This window comes from Halomonas sp. (assembly GCF_031581305.1).
GTDB lineage: Bacteria > Pseudomonadota > Gammaproteobacteria > Pseudomonadales > Halomonadaceae > Halomonas.
In genome coordinates, this window is record NZ_JAVLBC010000017.1 from 1 (window position 1) to 21,396 (window position 21,396).

General features: G+C 66.8%; 22 protein-coding genes and 1 other RNA gene. 14 read left to right on the forward strand and 9 right to left on the reverse strand.

Going from position 1 to position 21,396, the window contains the following annotated elements:
- Together RI841_RS02975 and RI841_RS02980 are read right to left on the reverse strand one after the other, a co-directional pair.
- Nucleotides 1–880: DMT family transporter (locus RI841_RS02975; protein WP_310704097.1), on the reverse strand; the 880-nt coding region annotated here is incomplete at its 3' end.
- Complete coding sequence (locus RI841_RS02980; RefSeq protein WP_133637645.1) at nucleotides 877–1,155, reverse strand: DUF2218 domain-containing protein; 279 nt, start codon at nucleotides 1,153–1,155, stop codon at nucleotides 877–879. The genes RI841_RS02980 and RI841_RS02975, both read right to left, overlap by 4 nt.
- A 51-nt stretch (nucleotides 1,156–1,206) precedes the next feature.
- On the opposite strand from RI841_RS02980, the gene corA reads away from it, so the two are divergent.
- Nucleotides 1,207–2,304 carry a magnesium/cobalt transporter CorA gene (corA, locus tag RI841_RS02985; RefSeq protein WP_310704098.1) on the forward strand — a complete coding sequence of 366 codons (1,098 nt, stop codon included), beginning with the start codon at nucleotides 1,207–1,209 and terminating at the stop codon, nucleotides 2,302–2,304.
- Between the two features lie 126 nt (nucleotides 2,305–2,430).
- Nucleotides 2,431–3,375 (forward strand): HNH endonuclease, encoded by a 945-nt coding sequence (locus RI841_RS02990; RefSeq protein WP_310704099.1) that lies wholly within the window; start codon nucleotides 2,431–2,433, stop codon nucleotides 3,373–3,375.
- A 75-nt stretch (nucleotides 3,376–3,450) separates the two neighbouring features.
- On the opposite strand, the gene dnaJ is transcribed toward RI841_RS02990, so the two are convergent.
- The 3 genes from dnaJ to grpE all read right to left on the reverse strand — a co-directional run bounded on the left by dnaJ (nucleotide 3,451) and on the right by grpE (nucleotide 7,415).
- On the reverse strand, nucleotides 3,451–4,602 hold the full coding sequence (dnaJ, locus tag RI841_RS02995; protein ID WP_310704100.1) for a molecular chaperone DnaJ: 1,152 nt from the start codon (nucleotides 4,600–4,602) through the stop codon (nucleotides 3,451–3,453).
- A gap of 92 nt (nucleotides 4,603–4,694) precedes the next feature.
- Nucleotides 4,695–6,626: a molecular chaperone DnaK gene (gene dnaK, locus RI841_RS03000; RefSeq protein WP_310704101.1), complete on the reverse strand. Its 1,932-nt coding sequence runs from the start codon at nucleotides 6,624–6,626 to the stop codon at nucleotides 4,695–4,697.
- A 147-nt stretch (nucleotides 6,627–6,773) separates the two neighbouring features.
- Nucleotides 6,774–7,415 (reverse strand): nucleotide exchange factor GrpE, encoded by a 642-nt coding sequence (gene grpE, locus RI841_RS03005; protein WP_310704102.1) that lies wholly within the window; start codon nucleotides 7,413–7,415, stop codon nucleotides 6,774–6,776.
- A gap of 223 nt (nucleotides 7,416–7,638) precedes the next feature.
- Here grpE and recN point away from each other — a divergent pair, with 223 nt between their 5' ends.
- Nucleotides 7,639–9,312, forward strand: coding sequence for a DNA repair protein RecN (gene recN, locus RI841_RS03010; RefSeq protein ID WP_310704103.1), 1,674 nt, complete (start codon nucleotides 7,639–7,641; stop codon nucleotides 9,310–9,312).
- A gap of 95 nt (nucleotides 9,313–9,407) precedes the next feature.
- Here recN and fur read toward each other — a convergent pair whose 3' ends face one another.
- A complete protein-coding gene (gene fur, locus RI841_RS03015; protein ID WP_106232295.1) occupies nucleotides 9,408–9,854 on the reverse strand; it encodes a ferric iron uptake transcriptional regulator in 447 nt (148 codons plus the stop codon).
- Nucleotides 9,855–9,926: 72 nt separating this feature from the next.
- On the opposite strand from fur, the gene RI841_RS03020 reads away from it, so the two are divergent.
- Complete coding sequence (locus RI841_RS03020) at nucleotides 9,927–10,355, forward strand: outer membrane protein assembly factor BamE (RefSeq protein WP_310704104.1); 429 nt, start codon at nucleotides 9,927–9,929, stop codon at nucleotides 10,353–10,355.
- Between the two features lie 57 nt (nucleotides 10,356–10,412).
- Here the strand turns inward: RI841_RS03020 and RI841_RS03025 are convergent, their stop codons facing one another.
- Both RI841_RS03025 and RI841_RS03030 read right to left on the reverse strand, forming a co-directional pair.
- Nucleotides 10,413–10,706, reverse strand: coding sequence for an RnfH family protein (locus RI841_RS03025; protein WP_310704105.1), 294 nt, complete (start codon nucleotides 10,704–10,706; stop codon nucleotides 10,413–10,415).
- Nucleotides 10,707–10,716: 10 nt separating this feature from the next.
- Nucleotides 10,717–11,151 (reverse strand): type II toxin-antitoxin system RatA family toxin, encoded by a 435-nt coding sequence (locus RI841_RS03030; protein ID WP_310704106.1) that lies wholly within the window; start codon nucleotides 11,149–11,151, stop codon nucleotides 10,717–10,719.
- 128 nt (nucleotides 11,152–11,279) lie between these two features.
- Between RI841_RS03030 and smpB the strand changes: the two genes are divergently transcribed.
- Together smpB and ssrA are read left to right on the forward strand one after the other, a co-directional pair.
- Nucleotides 11,280–11,771 carry an SsrA-binding protein SmpB gene (smpB, locus tag RI841_RS03035; RefSeq protein ID WP_310704107.1) on the forward strand — a complete coding sequence of 164 codons (492 nt, stop codon included), beginning with the start codon at nucleotides 11,280–11,282 and terminating at the stop codon, nucleotides 11,769–11,771.
- Between the two features lie 40 nt (nucleotides 11,772–11,811).
- Nucleotides 11,812–12,192: a transfer-messenger RNA gene (ssrA, locus tag RI841_RS03040) on the forward strand.
- A gap of 215 nt (nucleotides 12,193–12,407) precedes the next feature.
- Here ssrA and RI841_RS03045 read toward each other — a convergent pair.
- A complete protein-coding gene (locus RI841_RS03045; protein WP_310704108.1) occupies nucleotides 12,408–13,412 on the reverse strand; it encodes a GlxA family transcriptional regulator in 1,005 nt (334 codons plus the stop codon).
- Between the two features lie 100 nt (nucleotides 13,413–13,512).
- Here RI841_RS03045 and RI841_RS03050 point away from each other — a divergent pair, with 100 nt between their 5' ends.
- The 8 genes from RI841_RS03050 to nspC all read left to right on the forward strand — a co-directional run.
- Nucleotides 13,513–14,631 carry a TauD/TfdA family dioxygenase gene (locus tag RI841_RS03050; protein WP_310704109.1) on the forward strand — a complete coding sequence of 373 codons (1,119 nt, stop codon included), beginning with the start codon at nucleotides 13,513–13,515 and terminating at the stop codon, nucleotides 14,629–14,631.
- Nucleotides 14,628–15,215: an HD domain-containing protein gene (locus tag RI841_RS03055; RefSeq protein WP_310704110.1), complete on the forward strand. Its 588-nt coding sequence runs from the start codon at nucleotides 14,628–14,630 to the stop codon at nucleotides 15,213–15,215. The genes RI841_RS03050 and RI841_RS03055 overlap by 4 nt, the downstream gene beginning before the upstream one ends.
- Nucleotides 15,212–16,810 carry a 5-guanidino-2-oxopentanoate decarboxylase gene (locus tag RI841_RS03060; RefSeq protein WP_310704111.1) on the forward strand — a complete coding sequence of 533 codons (1,599 nt, stop codon included), beginning with the start codon at nucleotides 15,212–15,214 and terminating at the stop codon, nucleotides 16,808–16,810. Before RI841_RS03055 ends, RI841_RS03060 begins: the two co-directional genes overlap by 4 nt.
- A gap of 35 nt (nucleotides 16,811–16,845) precedes the next feature.
- On the forward strand, nucleotides 16,846–17,784 hold the full coding sequence (locus RI841_RS03065) for an ABC transporter substrate-binding protein (protein ID WP_310704112.1): 939 nt from the start codon (nucleotides 16,846–16,848) through the stop codon (nucleotides 17,782–17,784).
- Complete coding sequence (locus RI841_RS03070) at nucleotides 17,781–18,515, forward strand: class II aldolase/adducin family protein (RefSeq protein ID WP_310704113.1); 735 nt, start codon at nucleotides 17,781–17,783, stop codon at nucleotides 18,513–18,515. Before RI841_RS03065 ends, RI841_RS03070 begins: the two co-directional genes overlap by 4 nt.
- A gap of 115 nt (nucleotides 18,516–18,630) precedes the next feature.
- Complete coding sequence (locus RI841_RS03075) at nucleotides 18,631–18,879, forward strand: cation transporter dimerization domain-containing protein (RefSeq protein ID WP_405000907.1); 249 nt, start codon at nucleotides 18,631–18,633, stop codon at nucleotides 18,877–18,879.
- A 189-nt stretch (nucleotides 18,880–19,068) separates the two neighbouring features.
- Nucleotides 19,069–20,268: a saccharopine dehydrogenase family protein gene (locus RI841_RS03080; protein WP_310704114.1), complete on the forward strand. Its 1,200-nt coding sequence runs from the start codon at nucleotides 19,069–19,071 to the stop codon at nucleotides 20,266–20,268.
- Between the two features lie 7 nt (nucleotides 20,269–20,275).
- Nucleotides 20,276–21,396, forward strand: a 1,121-nt coding sequence (gene nspC / locus RI841_RS03085; RefSeq protein WP_310704115.1) for a carboxynorspermidine decarboxylase, incomplete at its 3' end; no start/stop codon positions are given.

Consider the following 21,396-nt stretch of genomic DNA (forward strand, 5'->3'; position numbering starts at 1 on the left):
GCAGCAGCGCGATCGCCACGATCACCAGCAGGCTGCCCGGCAGCCAGACCCAGCCGATCCGCTCGGGCTCCCGCATGAACAACAGCAGCATGGAGACGAAGGGCACCAGGTAGCTGTAGGCCGTGACCGCCCCCGGGGTGAGCGCCGAGGTGGCGCGCTGCAGGAGCCAGAAAGTCAGGGCCGTGGAGAAGAGCCCCAGGAAGAGCAGCAACCACAGGTCGCGGCCGGTCATGCTCGCCAGGCGTGACACCGGCTCGACGGCCAGCCCCAGCAGCCCGATCAGCACCGCGCCCAGGCCCAGGCTCCAGAAGGTGCGCACCGCCGCCGACGCCGGCAGGCGCCCGGTCGACAGCCCCCACTTGCTGAGCACCGGATAGAGCGCCGTGGAGAGACAGCCCAGGAAGAACACTGCCTCGCCGATGCCGAACTGCAGGCGACCGCCCTTGGCCAGGGACTCGGCGAAGGCCAGGCCCAGCGCCCCCGCGGCCCCCAGCGCCAGGATCGCCGGCAGGCGCCAGGCCAGCCGTTCCACGCCGAAGCCCAGCCCGAGCAGGAAGGCCAGCAGCGGTACCGTGACAAAGAGAGTGGCCATGGAGAGGGCCGTGGCATGGTGCGCCGCCCAGAACATGGCGCCGAAGAAGCCGGCCAGGCAAAGCCCCATCAGCGCATAGAGCGGGAGCCGACGCCAGGCGGGGAGGAAGTCCGGCGAGCGCCGGGCCAGCCACCACAGGCCGCTGCAGGCGATGACGAAGCGCAGCGAGGTGAGCGAGAACGGCGGCAGCTCGCTCATCGCGCCCACCGCGGGAAAGGACAGCCCCACCAGCGCCGCCCACAGCAGCATGCCGAGATGGGCGGCGCGGGGCGAGACGCCGTCGCTCAATTTTCCCAGACGATCTCCAGGCTCACGCCCGTCAGCCCCTCGAGCGCGGCGTTCACCTTGCCCTCGAGCCGGTCCAGGGTCTCGTCATCCAGCGTCTCGACGGCCACGATCAACCGGTCCGGCTCGGCCTGTAGCAGGCAGCTGCCCTCGTCGAAGGTGACCCGCGCCTGGGTCTCCTCGCGGTCGATCGGCTGGGCATCGGCCCAGTCCCGGCAGAGGCGCTCGACCAGCCCCTTGGCATCCTCGGCGGGAATCTCGGCTCGTGAAATCGGCATGGCGGCCTCCGCGTCTCGTTGGGTGAAAGCCCAGCCTATGACGGTGCCCCGATGAACGCCACCCCCTTTCCCGAGGCGCCGTTTCACGGCATCCCACGTGCGCTGGCCGGGGCGCGACAGGTGCCCGCCCCCAGGCACTATGCTGTGGCACAGGACACCACCACCGATCGGGAGAACTCGGCAATGATCATCAACTGCGTGGCCTACGAGAAGGGGCATCGCCTGCAAGACATAAAGCCCGACGAGATCGACGGCTACCTGGGCCAGCCCGACCGTTTCGTGTGGGTGGCCCTGCACGAGCCCGACGAGCAGGAGATGGCCCGCTTCCAGGCGGTGTTCGGCCTGCACGAGCTGGCCGTGGAGGACGCCCTGAACGGGCACCAGCGCCCCAAGCTCGAGGAGTATGGCGAGGCGCTGTTCGTGATCATGCACATGGTCACGATGCGTGACGACCAGCTGGAGACCGGCCAGGTGGCGGTATTCGCCGGCCCGGGGTACGTGCTCTCGGTGCGCCTGCACCCGGGCCGGGGCTTCACCGAGGTCCGCCAGCGCTGCGAGCACGAGCCGAAGCTGCTCAAACATGGCCCCGCCTTCGTGATCTATGCCCTGATGGACACCATCGTCGACCGCTACTTCCCGGTGGTCGAGGCCCTGCAGGCCGAGCTCGAGAGCATCGAGGACCAGATCTTCATCCGCGGGTCGGCCCGCCAGAGCCTGGAACGCCTCTACCAGCTCAAGCGCCAGACCATGCGGCTCAAGCATGCCACCATGCCCCTGGGCGAGGCGGCGAGCCAACTGTTCGGCGGCCGGGTGCCGGCACTGTGCCGCAAGACCCGGGAATACTTCCGCGACGTGTACGACCACCTCAATCGCATCGAGTCGGCGGTGGATACCATCCGCGAGATGACCATCACCGCGATCCAGGTGAACCTCTCGATGGTGGCGATCGACGAGGGCGAGGTGCACAAGCGGCTGGCGGCCTGGGCCGCCATCTTCGCGGTGGCTACCATCCTCGCCGGCATCTGGGGCATGAACTTCGCCCACATGCCCGAGCTCGACTGGCGCCTGGGCTACCCCCTGGCGCTGCTGGTGATGGGCAGTGCCTGCGGGTGGCTCTACTGGCGCTTCCGGCGCGCCGGCTGGCTGTAGCGTGGGCCATCGGACTGCACACCGACACATGAGTGATATAGGGTAGCCACATGCCTGAGGAGCAAGGCATGGCAGAGTGGTTAAAGCCGCGGGGCAACGGCCACAGGAATCGCAAGAGGGAGCGCAATGGATACGCGGCTTGACTGCCTGTCACGGCTCAAGGTCGACCAGAGTACCGGGCGGCCCGCACCACACCAGCCATGTTTTCTGTTGGCCATCATCTGCGAGATTCAGGCAGGCCATATCGTCTCTCCACGAATCTCGATCAATACCCGCCTGATCGCTCGCTACCACGACATTTTCGAGACGGTGACGGGAGAGCGTCACCGAGCCCGACCATGGATGCCGATGTGGGCGCTGAGAAACCGGGAAGGCCCCACCGGCAAGCTCTGGTGCCCAGAGTATGTCAAGGCCGTGCAAGGGGTGGCCGACCAGATGGGGCAACCGAAATCCATTATTCAACTTGAACAACGCTTTGAAGCGGCCCGGCTTGATCCAGCTCTGTTCTCAGCCCTGAAGGACACCACCACTGCCCGGGAAGCATGTGCGCTGCTGACCAGCCGATACCTTTCCTCGAACAAGGAGAACCATGCGCTTCTCTGTACATATCTCGAGACGGCATTTGCCAGTAGCGTGTACGAAAAAGCCCCCGAGCGCCTGGCAGGCGAGGTTCGCGAGTCAGACCAGAGTCAAGCCAGGTCTGCAGCCTTCCGCTCCCTGGTGCTTGAGGCCTACGACTATCGCTGTGCAGCCAGCCGGCTGCGCTATATCACTCCGGACTACCGCTACCTGGTGGAGGCGGCTCACCTGATCCCCTTCGCCGTCTGTCAGGATGATCGGCCGACAAACGGCCTGGCGCTTACGCCCAACCTGCATTGGGCGATGGACAATCACCTGATCGCCCCGGGCCCCGATCATCGCTGGCATGTCAGCCCGGCGGTAGACGCCCTGGTGCCCGACAACGACTGGCTCTGCCGCCTCGACGGCAAGCCACTGGTGCTACCCAGAAATCCACGATGGCAACCGATGCGCGAGGCGCTGGCATGGCGGATGGACCACCTGCAGCGCTGACCGGCACGGCCCAGACGCGACAGGGCCCCGGCATCATGTGATACCGGGGCCCTGTCAGTCTTCACAGGACTGCCCTTACGGCTTCATGTCCTCGAAGAACTTCTTCACCCCATCGAAGAAGCTCGACTTCTTCGGCGAGTGGTGATGACCGTGGCTGCCGCCCAGGCTGTCCTGGAAGGTGCGCAGCAGGTCCTTCTGCTCCTCGCTGAGCTTGACCGGTGTCTCGACCACGACCTTGCACAGCAGGTCACCCGGCGGGCCACCACGTACCGGCTTGACGCCCTTGCCCTTGAGCCGGAACAGCTTGCCGGTCTGGGTTTCGGGCGGGATCTTCAGCTTGACCCGGCCGTCCAGGGTCGGCACTTCCAGCTCGCCCCCCAGCGCCGCATCGACGAAGTTGATCGGCACCTCGCACTGCAGGTGGCGGCCGTCACGCTGGAAGATGTGGTGCGGCTTGATCGCCACCTGGACGTAGAGATCCCCGGGTGGGCCACCGTTGATGCCGGCTTCGCCCTCGCCGTTGAGGCGGATGCGGTCGCCGGTGTCCACGCCGGCCGGAATCTTCACCGAGAGGGTGCGAGTCTCGCGTACCCGACCCTCGCCGTGGCACTTGTGGCACGGCACCTTGATGTGCTGGCCGCTGCCGTGGCAGGTCGGGCAGGTCTGCTGCACGGCGAAGAAGCCCTGCTGCATGCGTACCTGGCCGAGGCCATTACAGGTCGGGCAGGTCTCCTTGCTGGAGCCCGGCTCGGCACCGCCGCCGTCGCAGCGCTCGCACTCGACATGGCGCGGCACGCGTATATCCACGCTGGTGCCGGCCACGGCATCCTCGAGGTCAAGTTCGAGATTGTAGCGAAGGTCACTGCCACGCTGCGGCGCGTTGGGGTGGCGGCGTCCGCCGCCTCCGCCGAAGATGTCGCCGAACACGTCACCGAAGATGTCGCTGAAGCCGCCGGCCCCGGCACCGCCGAAACCGCCGCCGCCGAAGCCACCGGCCTGCTCGTCGACACCGGCATGCCCGAACTGGTCGTAGGCGGCGCGCTTCTCGCTGTCGCTCAGGACCTCGTAGGCCTCCGAGACCTCGCGAAACTTCTCCGCCGCGCTGTCATCATCCGGGTTGCGGTCAGGATGGAATTTCTGGGCGAGGCGTCGGTAGGCCTTCTTGATGTCCTTCTGGTCGGCCCCGCGCTCGACGCCCAGTACTTCGTAGAAATCACGCTTGGACATGAGTCTGTCCGCCTCCGTAGGGACTCTGCGGAAACACCAACGCGGGAGTCAGGCCCCCGCGCTGGCGTCATCCGTGGTTCCGATGTCGTGGTTTACTGCTTTTTCTGGTCGTCGTTGACTTCTTCGTACTCGGCGTCGACCACGTCATCTTCCTGCTTGGCGCCAGCCTCGCCGCCGGCCTCACCGGCTTCACCGGCCGCATCACCCTGCTCGGCGTACATCTTCTGCGCCAGGTTGCCGGAGGCCTCGGTCAGCGTGTCCAGCTTGGCCTGGATGTCGTCCTTGTCGTCGCCCTTGATCGCCTCTTCCAGCTCGGTCGCGGCGGTCTCGATGGCCTGCTTCTCCTCGTCGCTGGCCTTGTCGCCGGCTTCCTCGAGGGTCTTGCGGGCGGCGTGGACCATGCCGTCGGCCTGGTTGCGCAGCTGCACCAGCTCCTCGAACTTCTTGTCCTCGTCGGCGTGGGCCTCGGCATCCTGGACCATCTGCTCGACCTCTTCCTCGGAAAGACCGCTGGAGGCCTTGATGACGATCGACTGCTCCTTGCCGGTCGCCTTGTCCTTGGCGGACACGTTCAGGATGCCGTTAGCGTCCAGGTCGAAGGCGACCTCGATCTGCGGCACGCCGCGCGGCGCCGGCGGAATGTCGGCCAGGTCGAAGCGGCCCAGCGACTTGTTGCCGCTGGACTGCTTGCGCTCGCCCTGCAGCACGTGGATGGTCACGGCTGTCTGGTTGTCATCCGCGGTCGAGAAGGTCTGGGTCTTCTTGGTCGGGATGGTGGTGTTCTTCTCGATCAACGGCGTCATCACACCGCCCAGGGTCTCGATCCCCAGCGTCAGCGGGGTGACGTCGAGCAGCAGCACGTCCTTGACGCCGCCGCCCAGCACGCCGCCCTGGATGGCAGCACCCACGGCCACGGCCTCATCCGGGTTGACGTCCTTGCGGGCATCCTTGCCGAAGAAGTCGGCCACGGACTTCTGCACCATGGGCATGCGGGTCTGGCCGCCGACCAGGATGACATCATCGACCTCGGAGGCCGAGATGCCGGCATCCTTGAGCGCGGTCTTGCAGGGCGCCAGGGAGCGCTTGACAAGCTCTTCCACCAGCGCTTCGAGCTTGGCGCGGGTCACCTTGACGTTGAGGTGCTTGGGACCGGTGTTGTCAGCCGTGATGTACGGCAGGTTGACGTCGGTCTGCTGGGCGCTGGAGAGCTCGATCTTGGCCTTCTCGGCGGCTTCCTTGAGGCGCTGCATGGCCAGGTTGTCGCCGGAGAGGTCGATGCCGCTGTCGGACTTGAACTGGTCAACCAGGTAGTTGATCAGCGCCAGGTCGAAGTCCTCGCCACCCAGGAAGGTGTCGCCGTTGGTGGCCAGCACCTCGAACTGGGTCTCGCCGTCGACATCGGCCACTTCGATGATGGAGATATCGAAGGTGCCCCCGCCCAGGTCATAGACTGCAAGGGTCTTGTCGCCGCGCGACTTGTCCATGCCGTAGGCCAGGGCCGCGGCGGTCGGCTCGTTGATGATGCGCTTGACCTCGAGGCCGGCGATGCGGCCGGCATCCTTGGTGGCCTGGCGCTGGCTGTCATTGAAGTAGGCCGGCACGGTAATGACCGCCTCGGTGACTTCCTCACCCAGGTAATCTTCCGCGGTCTTCTTCATCTTCTTCAGCACTTCGGCGCTGACCTGCGGCGGAGCGAGCTTCTTGCCCTTCACTTCCACCCAGGCGTCGCCGTTATCGGCCTCGGCGATGGCGTAGGGCACCATCTTGATGTCCTTCTGGACGACGTCGTCCTTGAAGCGACGACCGATCAGGCGCTTGATGGCGTACAGCGTGTTCTCGGGGTTGGTCACCGCCTGGCGCTTCGCTGCCTGGCCCACCAGGATCTCGCCATCTTCGGTGTAGGCGATGATGGAGGGCGTGGTGCGTGCGCCTTCGGCGTTCTCGATCACCTTGGCCTGGTCACCGTCGAGCACGGCAACGCAGGAGTTGGTGGTCCCCAGGTCAATACCGATGATGCGTCCCATAGGAAATCCTCAAAATTGCAGTTGAATTCGTAATCTGCGGCTTTCACCGCGGAGTTGCCGTCTATCTGGGGGCCCTCGAGACCTTTTCAAGACCCGAGGGATGCTTTTGTATGGCCCGGCCTCAGCCGGCGGCTGTATGGCCCGGCCTCAGCCGGCGGCCTGGCTGACCACCACCATGGCCGGGCGCACGAGGCGCCCGTTGAGCAGATAGCCTTTCTGCATCACCTCCATGACGGTGTTGGGCTCCATCTCGGGGTTGGGCACCATGGCCATGGCTTCGTGGTACTGTGGATCGAAGGGCTCGCCATGGGGCTCCACCTCCTCGACGCCGAACTTGGCCAACACGTCCTGCTGCATCTTGAGGGTCATGGAGACGCCCTCACGGTGCGCCTCGGAAGCACCGTCCTGCATGGTCTCCAGCGCCTTCTCCAGGCTGTCGACCACCGGCAGCAGCTCCTTGACGAACTTCTCGAGGGCAAACTTGCGCGACTTCTCGGCTTCCTGTTCGGCCCGGCGACGCACGTTCTGCGCCTCGGCAGCGGCCCGCAGAGCCTGCTCCTTGGCGTCGGCGACACTCTGCTCGAGTTCCTCGACCCGGGCGGCCAGGACCTCGGCCTCGGGATTGTCCGTGGCCTGGGCCTCGGTGGCGGCCTGCTCGGCGCCCTCGATGGCGTCCTCCAGCTCACCCTCCACGTTCTCGGGCTCGGCCTGCGGCTCGGCTTCCTGCTCTTCGCGAGCCAGCTCGCGTGCAAGTTCGTCGTCCCGCGGGGTCTGGGGGTCTTTGGCCATTGTGGGTCTCCTGAAGGGCAATCAGCGGCCAGGGGCCGCTGGCAAGGCTTGAATGATCGCTTGAGTGCGTGTCTGTGGGATATATGGGGCTGGCCGTGGCGAACTCAAGGCGTCAGCGGTAGACGACTCTGGGCGTGCATTGTGGGCGACCCTTGACTACTGTATAAACGCACAATATGTGTATAGATAGACAGTAGTCCCAGACAGGCCCCGGGAGGCACCCATGCTGACAGAGCTTGCCATTCGCGACTTCGCCATCGTCGACCACCTCGAGCTGGAACTTTCCGGCGGCATGACCGCCATCACCGGCGAGACCGGGGCCGGCAAGTCCATCCTGCTCGGCGCCCTGGGGCTCTGCCTGGGTGAGCGCGCCGACAGCGCCAGCGTCCGCCATGGCCGCGAGCGCGCCGACCTCAGCGCCCGCTTCGACCTCCAGGCGCTGCCCGCCGCACGGGCCTGGCTCGAGGCCCGCGAGCTGCCTGCCGACGATTGCCTGCTGCGCCGGGTGGTCACCCGGGCCGGGCGTTCCAGGGCCTGGATCAACGGCCAGCCCGCCACGGTGGCCGACCTGCGCGCCCTGGGCGAGCACCTCATCGAGGTCCACGGCCAGCATGCCCATCAGGCGCTGCTGCGCGAGGAGACCCACCTGCGCCTGCTCGACGACTTCGCCGGTCACCGCGAGCAGGTGGCCGAGATGCGCCAGGCCTTCCGCGACTGGCAGGCGACCCGCCGTCGCCTGGAGCGCCTCGCCGAGGATGGCGACGAGATCCGCGCCCGCCGCCAGCTGCTGCGCTACCAGGTCGAAGAGCTCGACCAGCTGGCCCTGGCCGAGGACGAGCTCAAGGGGCTCGAGGAGGAGCAGGAGGAACTGGCCCATGCCGAGGAGCGGCTGCGCGAGGCCCAGTTCGCCGCCGAGTGCTGTGACGGCGACGAGGGCGGCGCCCTGTCGCTGCTCAATCAGGCGATCCAGCATCTCTCGGCGCTGCCGGGCAGCGAGCGCGGCAGCCTTGCCGACACCCTCACCATGCTCGGCGATGCACGCATCCAGGTCGAGGAGGCCAGCCGTGAGCTCGGCCATTTCGCAGGCGGCGTCGAGCTGGACCCGGAGCGATTGGCCTGGGTCGAAGCGCGCCTGGGCGAGGTGCATCGCATTGCCCGCAAGCACCATGTACCGCCCGAGGAGTTGATCACCCTGTACCGGCGCCTGGCCGACGAGCTTGCGGGCCTGGAGGGCGGCGACGGCGACTTGGAGGCGCTGGCCGCCGAGGCCGAGACGCTGAAGAGTCGCTGGCATACGCAGGCCACTGCGGTCTCCCGCACCCGCCGCCAGGCCGCGCAACGCTTTGGCGAGGCCGTACAGGAACAGCTGGCCTTCCTGGCCATGGACAAGGCAACCTTCGAGGTCGAGCTGGAGCCCCGCCACACCCCGGCCGCCGAGGGGCTGGAGGTCGCCCGCATGATGATCAGCGCCAATCCCGGCCAGCCGGCCCGGCCGCTGGCCAGGGTCGCCTCCGGTGGCGAACTCTCACGCATCAGTCTGGCAATCCAGGTGGTGGCGGCTCGGCACTCCACCATTGCCAGCCTGATCTTCGATGAGGTGGATGTGGGTGTTTCCGGGGCCACCGCCGAGATCGTCGGCCAGCTGCTGCGCCGGCTGGGCGAGAACGGCCAGGTGATGACGGTGACCCACCTGCCTCAGGTGGCCGCTCAGGCCCACCACCACCTGCACATCGAAAAGCAGGCCGGGGAGGCCTCCACCCTGACCCGCATGGCCCTGCTGGACGAGGCCGGCCGGGTCGGTGAGCTGGCGCGCATGCTGGGCGGGGTGAACCTCTCCGACCGCACCCTGGCCCATGCCCGGGAGATGCTCGACGCCAGCCAGCGCGCCCACCACTGAGCGTCCCGCACCGGTCGCCCGACCCTGACGCAACGCGGCCCCGATCCGGAAATCGGGGCCGCGCTCGTATGCCTGGCGTCTTCAGCGAGGCCAGATTACTTCTTCTGGATGCCTTCCTGGCGCGTCGCCCGGGAACCTCGCGGCCTCACGTAGAGCACCAGGGCATGGTCGACCAGCTCGAAGCCGTGTTCCTCGGCAATCTCCTGCTGGCGACGCTCGATGGTCTCGTCGAAGAATTCAATGATCTCGCCACTCTCCAGGCACACCATGTGGTCGTGGTGCTCCTCCTGGGAGAGCTCGAAGACTGCATGACCGCCATCAAAATTGTGGCGGATCACCAGGCCGGCGGACTCGAACTGGGTCAGCACGCGATAGACGGTGGCCAGGCCCACGTCCTCGCCCGCGTCCAGCAGGGTCTTGTAGACATCCTCGGCACTCAGATGGTGCTGCTCGGAGGCATTTTCGAGGATCTGCAGGATCTTGACGCGCGGCAGGGTCACCTTGAGACCGGCCTTGCGTAATTCATGGTTCTGGTCGGCCATGGTCGCTCTTCGCAGTATCGGGTAGGGTCGGTTATGATCGACCGAATCCACGATAGTGAAGAACAGGCGCAAATGCAAAAGCTGACAAGAATCGTCACCCTTTCCGTCGCCCTGCTGATGATCAGCGGTTGCAGCTACTTCGGCGTATACAAGCGCGACCTGCCCCAGGGCAATCTGGTGACCGAGGCCATGGTCGAGCAGCTTCGACCGGGCATGAGCCGGCAGCAGGTGGTCGACCTGATGGGCAGCCCCCTGCTCGAAGCCCCCTTCGATGCCCGCCAGTGGGACTATGTCTATCGCCTCGACAAGGCCTACGGCGGCGTGGAGCAGCAGCGGGTCACCCTGACCTTCCAGGGCGACCGCCTGGCGGGCATCGATCACGAGAGTAATATCTCCGGCGACATCGAGCTACCCGATAACCAGGGAACCGGTCCCAGGGTCGAAGGCACCTCGGAAGTCCGGGAAGCCCCCCTCGACAATGTCACCCCAGAACGCCCCTGACACCCCCAGGCTGCATGCTTCACTGACGCCCCGTGCCGGCCCTCGCTGGCCGGGGCCTCAGCCTTTCTCGCGGGCGGCCCGCTCGCTGCGCGCCGCCTTGGGGTCGATCTGCAGCGGCCGATAGACCTCGACCCGATCCCCGGCGCGCAGCCGCACCGCGGCCGGGTCGCGCAGCCGCTTGCCGAAGATCCCCAAGTCGGCCTTGCGGAAGGTGGCCGGGGGCAGTTCCGGAAACGCCGCTTCCAGCCCTGCCATCGCCACCGCCTGGCGCGCCGTGGTGCCCTCGGGCACCGTGAGCGGGAAGATACGCTGCCTGTCGGGCAGCGCGTAGGCCACCTCGACATCAAGCATCGTAGATGGGCTAGCGGCCATAAAGGTTGTCCGCCCGGCGCGTGAAGGAATCCACCAGTTGACCGGCCACCTGCTGGAACAGCTTGCCGAAGGCCATGCCCAGCAGGCGGTTGGCGAACTCGAATTCCAGCTCGAGGCTGACCTTGCAGGCGCTCTCGCCCATGGGCAGGAACAGCCAGCGCCCCCGCAGGCGCTTGAAGGGGCCACTGACCAGCGACATCTCGATGCGCTCGGGCTCGATCAGGTCGTTGCGGGTGGTGAAACTCTGCTCGATGCCGGCCCGCCCCAGGGTCATCTCGCCGATCAGGTGCGAGTCATCGCGCTCGAGCAGGCGCGCGTGTCGACAGCCGGGCAGGAACTCCGGATAGCGCTCGAAGTCGTTGACCAGGTCGAACATGTCCTTGGGGGTGTGCCGCACCATGGCGGACCGATTGACCGTTGGCATTGAGCTCTCCGCTGACTTCACAGTGCCCAGGGCGTATCATGAGCAGTTATTTCAGGCCTTGAATGGTACCACGCTTCCCCCCACATCGGAGGGGCAGCGCCACCGGCAGATACAGGACACGAGGTTTCATGGCCAACAAGAAAGGCAAGAGCAAGGGGCCCGGCAACAACGTCATCGCCCAGAACAAGAAGGCTCGCTTCGAGTACCACATCGACGAGACCTTCGAGGCCGGCCTGGTGCTGGCCGGCTGGGAAGTGAAGAGCCTGCGGGCCGGCAAGGCGCAGCTCACCGACACCTACATCCTGGTCAAGAACGGCGAGGCCTGGTTGCTGGGCAGCCATATCATGCCGCTTAACACCGCCAGCACCCACGAAGTGGCGGACCCGACCCGCACCCGCAAGCTGCTGCTGCACCGCAAGGAGATCGCCAAGATCTTCTCGCGCACCCAGGAGAAGGGCCACACCTGCGTACCGCTCAAGCTCTACTGGAAGAACAACCGGGTGAAATGCGAGCTGGCGCTGGTGACCGGCAAGAAGCTGCACGACAAGCGGGCCACGGAGAAGGACCGCGACTGGCAGCGGCAGAAAGGCCGCATCATGCGGGAACAAACCAAAGGCTGAGGTGTCACAGAACTGCACATCCTGTTAGGATATGCGTTACGGGGGCGACACGGTTTCGACGCCGGTGACAATCCCTGAGGTGCATGCCGAGAGCGTGATGTATCTCGTAAATCCAACATCACGACAAAATAGTCGCAAACGACGACAACTACGCTCAGGGCGCGCTGGCAGCTTAAACGCCGCTAGCTTCTAGCCCGGCCCGAAGGCGATGTGCCCATTCATCGCTGACGGGATACGAGCCAAGACTGATGGGATCGCGATAGGTGGTGTCCTCTCGCCTGTCGTTAAACCTGACGAGGAATCGCGTGGCTGGATCCTGCTCGTCGGAGCCAGTCGCGTTAAATCAAAAGACGAAACTAAGCATGTAGAGCCAATGGGTGAGTGCCGGCGGACGCGGGTTCAATTCCCGCCGCCTCCACCAAACAAGTCGACGAATCAAGCGCCTACGGGCGCTTTTTTCGTTTACAGGCCAGCCTCTTATCCGTCCCCTGAACTGCTGCCCGGCACCTTGTCCTGCATGCTCAGGGATACACGCTTCACACATGAGGCCATCGCCCCCACGAGAACGCCAGACAGTGGGTCGGGACAATCAGGATCTCCCGGGGGAGTGGGCGGCACCGGGAGGTGCCCCTGCCCTTATCCTCCCCGCTCGCCAGTGGCGCTGGGCGCCTCGCCGAAGCGGCGCCGATAGGCCCGGGTGAAATGCGCCGGCTGGGTGAAGCCCGTGGCCAGGGCCGTCTCGGTGACCAGGCTGCGGCTATCGGCCAGCAGCTGGTGTGCCCGATCAAGGCGCATGCCCAGATAGCACTGCTGGGGGGTCTCGCCGAAGTGGCGCTGGAACAGCCGCGTCAGCTGGCGCTGGGACTGCCCCACCAGCCGGCACACCTCGGGAATCGGTAGTGCCTGAGCCAGGTTCGTCTCCATCACCGCCAGCGCGCGCACCACACTGCGCGGCAGCTCCCCGTAGCGTCGTCGTGGCATCTCACCACCGTTGTCGCGCGGCCGCTCGTGGACCAGCTGCCGCCCCACGGCATCGGCCAGGGCGGGCCCGTAGGCGTGCTCGATCCACACCAGCATCATGTCGATGCTCGCCGCGCCACCAGAGCCGGTCAGCCGCGTAGCGTCGAATTCGTAACAAGCCGGACTGATCTCCAGCTCCGGAAATTCGCGACGAAAAGCCGGCACGCTCTCCCAGTGCAGCGCCACCCGATGCCCGGTCAGCACGCCCGCCCGAGCCAGGATAAAGGGCGCCGTATCCAGTCCGCCCAGCCAGCCGCCGTGGGCGGCGATGCGCCGCAGCACGGCACGGTCCTGAAAGCACACCGTCACCTCCGCCTCGTAGGAAGAGACCACCATCAGGCGTGACGCGTCCTCAAGCGACTCCAGGGAGCCGTCGACGTCGATGCGCACCCCGTTGCTGGCCACCACGGCATCACCATCCGCCGAGAGCAGGCGCCACGCGAAGAGATCGCGACCGAAGCGATTGGCCACGCGCAGCGGTTCGAGCAGGCAGAACAGGGTCAGCATGGAGAAGCGCGGCACCAGCCACACATTGAGAGTGTACTCGGCCTGCTCCGGGGTCAGCAGGGGCGGCGAATCGGGGCGCGGATAGGGCCAGGCGGCTTCGATGGCGTCAGACATGGCCAATATAATCAAGCCTGCGGCCAATTTGATCAAGTCGTGCCCGCTTGGGGCGGTTAACGTGGAACCCGCCCCTAGCACAGCCCGTGGAGACGCCGCCATGACACACGTCACCCCTCTGGCCAATCGCCGACGCCTGGCCATCGACCATCACGGTCAGCGTGGTGAGTTCGCCGCTCTGTGGCTGCGCGAACGCAGCCCGGATGCCGAGACCCTGGACCCACGCACCGGCCAGCGCCTGGTCGAGGCCGCCGAACTGCCGCTTTCGCTGAGCATCGAGGCCGCCGAGGTGGCTGACGATCGACTGTACCTGCACTTCAGCGATGATCACCGCACCGACTTCGACCTCACGGCGCTGTTCGACGATCAGCCCAGCGATCCTCCCAAGCGACTCTGGGATGCCGCCGGTGCGCCGCATCCCGAGGCTGACTTCGCTGACGCCCTGGCAGACGACACGGCACTTTCGGACATGCTGGAAGCACTGCATCGCGACGGCTTCGTGATCGTCTCCGGGGTCCCCACCGAGGCCGACGGCATGCAGCCGCTGATTGATCGCATCGGCCCGCTGCGTCGCACCAACTGGGGCGGCATCGCCGACGTCAAATCGGTGGCCGACGCCTATGACCTGACCATGACCCAGCGCGGCCTGGAGCCTCACACGGACAACCCCTACCGCGACCCCATCCCCGGCTACATCTGGCTGCACTGCCTGACCAACGCCGCCGAGGGCGGCGATAGCACTCTGGCCGACGGCTTCATGGCAGCCCGGCTGCTGCGCGAGCACGACCCCGAGGCCTATGCCTCTCTCACCCGGGTCACACCCGGCTTTCTCTATCAAGACGCCGACACTCACCTGGAGAGCGAGGGGCCGCTGATCGAGCTGGACAGCCACGGCGAGCCGGTCCGGGTGCGCTACTCCAACCGCACCGAGCGCGTCCCGGCCCTCCCCCCGGAAGAGCTGGAAACCTACTACGCCGCGCGTCAGGCCTTCTATCAGTTGATCACCGGCGAGGAGTTGACCCTGCACCTCAAGCTCGACCCGGGCCAGATGCTGATCATGGACAACTACCGCCTGCTCCACGGACGCAGTGCCTTCCAGCTCGCCAGCGGCGTGCGTCACCTGCGTCAGGGTTACGTCGACCGCGACAGCACCGCCAGCCGGCGCCGCGTGCTGCGCCAGCGGCTCGCCGCCCCCCGGGCCCAGGGAGAACACGCATGAATCAAGCTCGCTTCCGCCACTTCGGCGAGGCCCAGCGCGACGACTGGGCGCTGATCGATGCCCGCTTCCGCGACTATGTCGAGGATGCGCCGCGCCGAGTACTCGCCCACCTGCACAATCTGGCCGGCGATCACCACGGCTATCCGGTGGATCGCTACGAGCACTGTCTGCAGACTGCGACCCGGGCGCAGCGCGACGGTGCCGACGAAGAGATGGTGGTCTGCGCGTTGCTACACGACATCGGCGACGACCTGGCCCCGGCCAACCATGCCGAGATCGCCGCGGCCATCCTCGAACCCTTCGTCGATCCGCTGAACACCTGGATGATTCGCCACCACGAGCTTTTCCAAGGCTATCACTACCGGCACTTCTTCGGGCAGGACCCCCACGTCCGGGAGCAGTACCGGGACCATCCGGCCTATGAGCGCACCGTGCGCTTCTGCGACCACTGGGATCAGGCCAGCTTCGACCCCGATTACGACACCCTGCCCCTCGAGCATTTCGTGCCCATGGTAGAGCGAGTGCTGGGGCGCACGCCCCGCGGCGGGCTGCCCGAGCCGCTTCCCAAGGAGGCACTGCGATGAGCCAGACCTGCGGCCGCCAGCTGCTGCGCCTGCTGGAAGCCTATGGCGTGGACACCGCCTTCGGCATTCCCGGCGTGCACACCATCGAGCTTTACCGCGCCCTGGGCGAAAGCCCGATCCGCCATGTCACCCCGCGCCACGAGCAGGGCGCCGGCTTCATGGCCGACGGCTATGCCCGGGCCAGCGGCAAGCCCGCGGCCTGCTTCATCATCACCGGCCCCGGCATGACCAACATCGCCACCGCCATGGGCCAGGCCCTGGCCGACTCGGTACCCATGCTGGTGATCTCCAGCGTCAACCGCCGCGACACCCTGGGGCGCGGCCAGGGTCGCCTGCACGAATTGCCCAGCCAGCAGCAGACCCTGGCCGGCGTCAGCGTCTTCAGCCACACCCTGCACGACCCGGCGGCACTACCGGAGCTCCTGGCCCGCGCCTTCGCAACCTTTCACGGCGCACGTCCCGGGCCGGTACATATCGAGATTCCCATCGACCTGTTCGACGCCCCGGTCCCCGAACACCTGCCGCGTCCGATCGAGGTGTTCCCCCCGGCACCGGCTCCCGCAGCCATCGCCCGCGCCGCCGAGTGGCTGCGCCGCGCCGAACGCCCTCTGCTGCTGCTGGGCGGTGGCTGCGTGGCCGCCCCCGAGGCGGCCCATGCGCTGGTGGAGCGCCTGCAGGCCCCGACCCTGACCACCATCAACGCCAAGGGCGTGCTGGGTCAGGACCACCCCCAGGACCTGGGCGCTACCGCCAGCCTGCCCCCGGCACGCCGCCTGGCGGCCGAGGCCGACGTCATCCTGGCGCTGGGCACCGAGCTGGGCGAGACCGACTACGACCTGGTGTTCGACGAGGGGTTTCGCCTCGGCGGACGGCTGATCCGCGTGGACATCGATCCTCAGCAGCTGGGCCGCAACCAGGACGCCGACCTGGCCCTGGTCGCCGACGCCGGCGAGACCCTGGATGCCCTGCTGCAGGCACTGCCCGAAAGCCGTCGCGATGACGGTCGCGCCACGGCGGTACGCGAGGCGCTGGCGCTGGCCGAGGACCCGGAGCTGGCCCCCTATGTGCCGCTCTACGCCACCCTGCGGGCCACCCTGCCCGAGGCGATCCTGGTGGGCGACTCCACCGGGCCGGTCTATGCCGGCAACTTCCTGGCTTCCCTCCCCGCACCGCGGCGCTGGTTCAACGCCGCCACCGGCTACGGCACCCTCGGCTATGGCCTGCCCGCCGCCCTGGGGGCCGCCCTGGCCTGCCCCGAGCGGCCAGTCGTGGCCCTGGTCGGCGACGGAGGCCTGCAGTTCGTGATCGGCGAGCTGGCCACCGCTCGCGATCTCAATCAGCCCGTGGCCGTGGTGATCTGGAACAACCAGGGCCATGACGAGATTCGGCGCTACATGGCCATGCACGAGGTGCCTCGGCTCGGCGTCGACCAGACGGCGCCGGACTTCGCCGGCCTGGCCAGCGCCTACGCCTGCCGTTACCGGACGGCAGGCAACCCCGCGTCCTTGGGCGATGCTCTCGCTCACCTCGGCGTCGAAGACTCACCGCTACTGATCGAGGTGGACGCCACGGCCTGGATGGCCGCTTCTCAATAAGCAAGATCGACAATCGATACACAAGGATCCCTGACATGCGTAACACTGCCCTCCTGACTACCCTGGCACTTGCCAGCCTGCTGCCGTTCACCGCCCAGGCGGCACAGGACGCCAGCGACGAGCTGCGCCTGGTGGTACCTCCCTGGCCGGGCGTGACCGTCAAGAGCGAGATCCTCGCCCAGCTCATCGAACCGCTGGGCTATACCACCAACCAGCAGGAACTCAGCTCCACAGTGGGCTACAACACCCTGCAGAACGGCGACAGCGATGCTTTCCTCGCCGGCTGGATGCCCGCCCAGCAGGAGAGCTACGACGCCGCCATGGAGGCTGGGGCCATCATCGACCTGGGCAACAACGTGGACGGTGCCCGCATGGGCTTCGCGGTGCCGGGCTATGTGGCCGAGGCCGGCCTGACCAGCGCCGAGCAGCTCGCCGATGCCGAGATCGCTGCGCGTTTCGAGCACCGCGTCTACAGCATAGAGAGCGGCTCCACGGTCACCGACATGCTTGATGGGGCCATCGAGGCGGGCACCTATGGTCTGGACAACTGGGAAGGCAAACCCTCTTCCACACCGGGCATGCTCAGCGAGGTGGCAGCCGCCGTTGACGAAGGACGCTGGATTCTCTTCTACGGCTGGACGCCCCATTGGATGGTGCCGGAATACGACGTGCAGATCCTTGACGACCCGGCCGGCGTCTACGGCGACAACAATGGCCGAAGCGACGTCAAGACCATCGTCGCCAAGCGCTACGCCGAGGCGAACCCCAACCTGACGCGCCTGCTCGATCAGTTCCGCTTCTCTGCCGACGAGCAGAGCCAATTCATCAGCGCCTTTAGCCTGGAGGAGCGCGAGCTCGACGCCGTTGCCAGCGAGTGGCTGAAAGATAACCCCGGGCGCGTGGCCAGTTTCCTGGAGGGCGTGACTACCCACGACGGTGAGGACGCGCGCGCCGCGGTAGAGGCCAGCCTATGAATCCCAGCGTTTCGGACGAGCATGACATTCGCCGAGACCTGGCGGCTGCCTATCGGCTGATCGCCCTGGAGGGCATGGACGACGGCATCGATACCCATATCTCGGCGCGCCTGCCCGACGAGCGCTTTCTGCTCAACGCCTACGGGCTGCGTTTCGCCGAGGTGCGCGCCGACAACCTGGTCACCGTGGACGCCGACGGCCAGGTGCTCGACGACCCCACCGAGCTGGGCATCAACCCGGCCGGCTTCACGATCCACAGTGCCCTCCATGCCGCCCGTCCCGATGTGAACTGCGTGCTGCATACCCACACCGTGGCCGGCGTCGCGGTCTCCTCCCTCGAGGAGGGCCTGCTGCCGCTCAACCAGTGGGCGCTGCAGTTCCACGACCGGCTGGCCTACCACGACTTCGAGGGCATCGCGCTGGCGCTCGATGAGCGCAAGCGACTGGCCGCCGACCTCGGTGATCACTCGGCGATGATCCTGCGCCAGCACGGTCTGCTGACCTGCAGTGGCAGCGTCGGCGACGCCTTCCTGCGCATGCGCGACCTGGAGCGCAGCTGCCAGGCGCAGTTGGCGGCCCAAGCGACCGGCCAGCCGCTGCGCTTGGCCTCACCGACCATGGCCGAGCACGTGGCGCAACAATACGAGGCCTGGGCGTCGAGCCCGGCGGGGGGCGACCGTGCCTGGCAGGCCGAGCGGCGCCGGCTCGGCGACGCTGACGACGCCCTCTGACCCGAACGAGACCACCATGCGCTATTCATGACTGACCGACCGTATTGCCGGCGAAGGGGCCGCGGCCTGGGATATCCACTACCGCGCCCTGGCCGGCCAGGCCGCCGGCGAGGCGATGCGCCGGGTGGCGATGAGCGTCCCCGGGGTCCAGAGCATACACGACCTGAGCACCCGCCAGTCGGCCGGGCACACCATGCTCGACCTGCACGTGGTGGTGGCGCCGCGGATCAGCGTCTCAGAGGGTCATGAGATCGGCAACGAGGTGAGCCGCCGCCTCGAAACCGAAGCTCGGGATATCGACTGGCTATCCCATGTCGAAGTCCGCCGCCTGGCGGGCACGCCTTACCTGCCGGCGACCGGCTGAGGCCATCAGCAACGGCCTTATCTCACCCCCCGGTCTTTGTCATCGCCTTGACGCGAAAACCTCTTGCGACCAGCCTCAGGGGGAGCCATCATCTGCGCCCACTCGCCGGCCCCGCGGCCGGGCGAGGTCGAGGCCGGGGTGGCATGACCCCCTACCCTGTAGACTTTCCCGATCCGGATCCGTACCCCCATGAGCAAAGTCCTGATTATCGGCGCCGGCGGCGTCGGCGGTGTCGTCACCCACAAGTGTGCCCAGCATCCCGAGGTGTTCAGCGAGATCTGCCTGGCCAGCCGCAACCAGGCGAAGTGTCGCGCCATCGCGGCCCAGCTGGAGCGCCCCATCCAGACCGCCGAGGTGGATGCCGATGACGTCGAGGCGCTCGTCGCGCTGATCGAGTCCTTCCAGCCCGACGTGCTGATCCACGTCGCCCTGCCCTATCAGGACCTGACCATCATGGAGGCCTGCCTGCGCACCGGCGTGCCCTACCTGGATACCGCCAACTACGAGCACCCGGACGAGGCCAAGTTCGAGTACAAGGAGCAGTGGGCCTTCCAGGAGCGCTACGCCAAGGCCGGCAACATGGCCACCCTGGGCTGCGGCTTCGACCCGGGCATGACCAACATCTACTGCGCCTGGGGCCAGAAGAACCTGTTCGACGAGATCCACCGCATCGACATCCTGGATGCCAACGGCGGCGACCACGGCTATCCGTTCGCCACCAACTTCAATCCCGAGATCAACATCCGCGAGATCACCGCCAATGGCCGCTACTGGGAAGAGGGCGAGTGGAAGGAGACCGCGCCGCTGGCCGAGAAGCGCACCTTCGACTTCGACGGCATCGGCGAGAAGGACCTCTACCTGCTCTACCACGAAGAGCTCGAGTCCCTCAGCCAGAACATCAAGGGGCTGAAGCGCATCCGCTTCTGGATGACCTTCTCCGAGCAGTACCTCACCCACCTCAAGGTGCTCGAGAACGTCGGCATGACCCGCATCGAGCCGATCGAGTTCGAGGGTCGCGAGATCGCCCCGCTGCAGTTCCTCAAGGCGGTGCTGCCGGATCCGGCCACGCTCGGGCCGCGCACCAAGGGCAAGACCAACATCGGCGTGATCCTCGACGGCATCAAGGACGGCAAGCGGCGCAAGGTGCACATCTACAACATCTGCGACCACCAGGCGTGCTACGCCGAGGTGCAATCCCAGGCGATCTCCTACACCACCGGCGTGCCGGCGGTGACCGGCGCCATGCTGATGCTCGAGGGGCTGTGGAAGGGCGACGGCATATTCAACGTCGAGCAGCTCGATCCGGACCCCTTCATGGCGCGCATCGGCGACATGGGCCTGCCCTGGCAGATGGTCGAGCTCGACCCCGATGCCGACCCGCTGGCCTGAGCCCGACATGAGCCAGATCGCCTATCCGTTCGATGCTTACCCCTTCGACATCTGGGCCTGCCCATCGCCCGCCTATGTGGTGGACGACGCCCTGCTGCGCCAGAACCTGGCGCTGCTGCAGCGGGTCCAGGAAGAGAGCGGCGCGCGTATTCTGCTGGCGCTGAAGGGCTTCGCCATGTGGGACACTTTTCCGCTGGTCAGCCAGTACCTGGTGGGCACCACGGCGAGCGGCCAGGACGAGGCGCGGCTGGGGGCCGAGACCTTCGGCGGCGAGGTGCACTGCTACTCGCCGGCCTTCAGCGACGCGGAGATGGCGGTGGTGCTGCAGTACGCGGACCACCTCAGCTTCAACTCCCCGGCCCAGTGGCAGCGCTTCCGCGAGCATGTGGCCCAAGCGCCGCGGCGGGTCTCGTGCGGCCTGCGGGTCAACCCGGAGTACTCCGAGGGCAAGGTGGCGCTCTACGACCCCTGCGCCCCGGGCTCACGGCTCGGCACCCGGGCCGTGGACCTGGAGGGCGTGGACCTCGCGGGGCTCGAGGGCCTGCATTTCCACACCCTGTGCGAGCAGAACAGCGACGCCCTGGAGCACACCCTGGCCGCCTTCGAGGAGCGCTTCGGCCGCCACCTCGCCGGTCGCCAGTGGGTGAACGTCGGCGGCGGCCACCACATCACCCGCGAGGACTATGACGTGGAGCGGCTGGTGCGGGTGATCCGCGACTTCAAGGCGCGCCATCCGCATCTCGAGGTCTACCTGGAGCCCGGCGAGGCGATCGCGCTCAACACCGGCTACCTGGTATGCAGCGTGCTGGACATCGTCGAGAATGACGGCCCCATCGCCATCCTCGACACCTCCGCCACGGCGCACATGCCCGACGTGCTGGAGATGCCCTACCGGCCCGAGATCATCGGCGCCGGCGAGCCCGGCGAGAAGGCCCACACCTACCGGCTGGGCGGGCTGACCTGCCTGGCAGGCGACGTGGTGGGGGAGTACAGCTTCGACGCCCCGCTTTCGATCGGCGACCGGCTGGTGTTCACCGACATGGCCCACTACACCATGGTGAAGACCACCACCTTCAACGGCATGCGCCTGCCGTCGATCTGCCGGATCGACGAGGCCAGCCGCGAGGT

Excerpts from the sequence above, each read along its gene's own strand:
- RI841_RS03030 (WP_310704106.1), bottom strand. The coding sequence starts at position 11,151 with ATGCCAACGGTCAATCGGTCCGCCATGGTGCGGCACACCCCCAAGGAC.
- RI841_RS03075 (WP_405000907.1), top strand. The coding sequence starts at position 18,631 with ATGCGCCGGGTGGCGATGAGCGTCCCCGGGGTCCAGAGCATACACGAC.
- smpB (WP_310704107.1), top strand. The coding sequence starts at position 11,280 with ATGGCCAACAAGAAAGGCAAGAGCAAGGGGCCCGGCAACAACGTCATC.
- RI841_RS03055 (WP_310704110.1), top strand. The coding sequence starts at position 14,628 with ATGAATCAAGCTCGCTTCCGCCACTTCGGCGAGGCCCAGCGCGACGAC.
- fur (WP_106232295.1), bottom strand. The coding sequence starts at position 9,854 with ATGGCCGACCAGAACCATGAATTACGCAAGGCCGGTCTCAAGGTGACC.
- RI841_RS03065 (WP_310704112.1), top strand. The coding sequence starts at position 16,846 with ATGCGTAACACTGCCCTCCTGACTACCCTGGCACTTGCCAGCCTGCTG.
- dnaJ (WP_310704100.1), bottom strand. The coding sequence starts at position 4,602 with ATGTCCAAGCGTGATTTCTACGAAGTACTGGGCGTCGAGCGCGGGGCC.
- RI841_RS03050 (WP_310704109.1), top strand. The coding sequence starts at position 13,513 with ATGACACACGTCACCCCTCTGGCCAATCGCCGACGCCTGGCCATCGAC.
- dnaK (WP_310704101.1), bottom strand. The coding sequence starts at position 6,626 with ATGGGACGCATCATCGGTATTGACCTGGGGACCACCAACTCCTGCGTT.
- RI841_RS02980 (WP_133637645.1), bottom strand. The coding sequence starts at position 1,155 with ATGCCGATTTCACGAGCCGAGATTCCCGCCGAGGATGCCAAGGGGCTG.
- RI841_RS02990 (WP_310704099.1), top strand. The coding sequence starts at position 2,431 with ATGGATACGCGGCTTGACTGCCTGTCACGGCTCAAGGTCGACCAGAGT.
- RI841_RS03045 (WP_310704108.1), bottom strand. The coding sequence starts at position 13,412 with ATGTCTGACGCCATCGAAGCCGCCTGGCCCTATCCGCGCCCCGATTCG.
- recN (WP_310704103.1), top strand. The coding sequence starts at position 7,639 with ATGCTGACAGAGCTTGCCATTCGCGACTTCGCCATCGTCGACCACCTC.
- RI841_RS03060 (WP_310704111.1), top strand. The coding sequence starts at position 15,212 with ATGAGCCAGACCTGCGGCCGCCAGCTGCTGCGCCTGCTGGAAGCCTAT.
- RI841_RS03070 (WP_310704113.1), top strand. The coding sequence starts at position 17,781 with ATGAATCCCAGCGTTTCGGACGAGCATGACATTCGCCGAGACCTGGCG.
- corA (WP_310704098.1), top strand. The coding sequence starts at position 1,207 with ATGAACGCCACCCCCTTTCCCGAGGCGCCGTTTCACGGCATCCCACGT.
- grpE (WP_310704102.1), bottom strand. The coding sequence starts at position 7,415 with ATGGCCAAAGACCCCCAGACCCCGCGGGACGACGAACTTGCACGCGAG.
- RI841_RS03025 (WP_310704105.1), bottom strand. The coding sequence starts at position 10,706 with ATGCTTGATGTCGAGGTGGCCTACGCGCTGCCCGACAGGCAGCGTATC.
- RI841_RS03020 (WP_310704104.1), top strand. The coding sequence starts at position 9,927 with ATGCAAAAGCTGACAAGAATCGTCACCCTTTCCGTCGCCCTGCTGATG.
- RI841_RS03080 (WP_310704114.1), top strand. The coding sequence starts at position 19,069 with ATGAGCAAAGTCCTGATTATCGGCGCCGGCGGCGTCGGCGGTGTCGTC.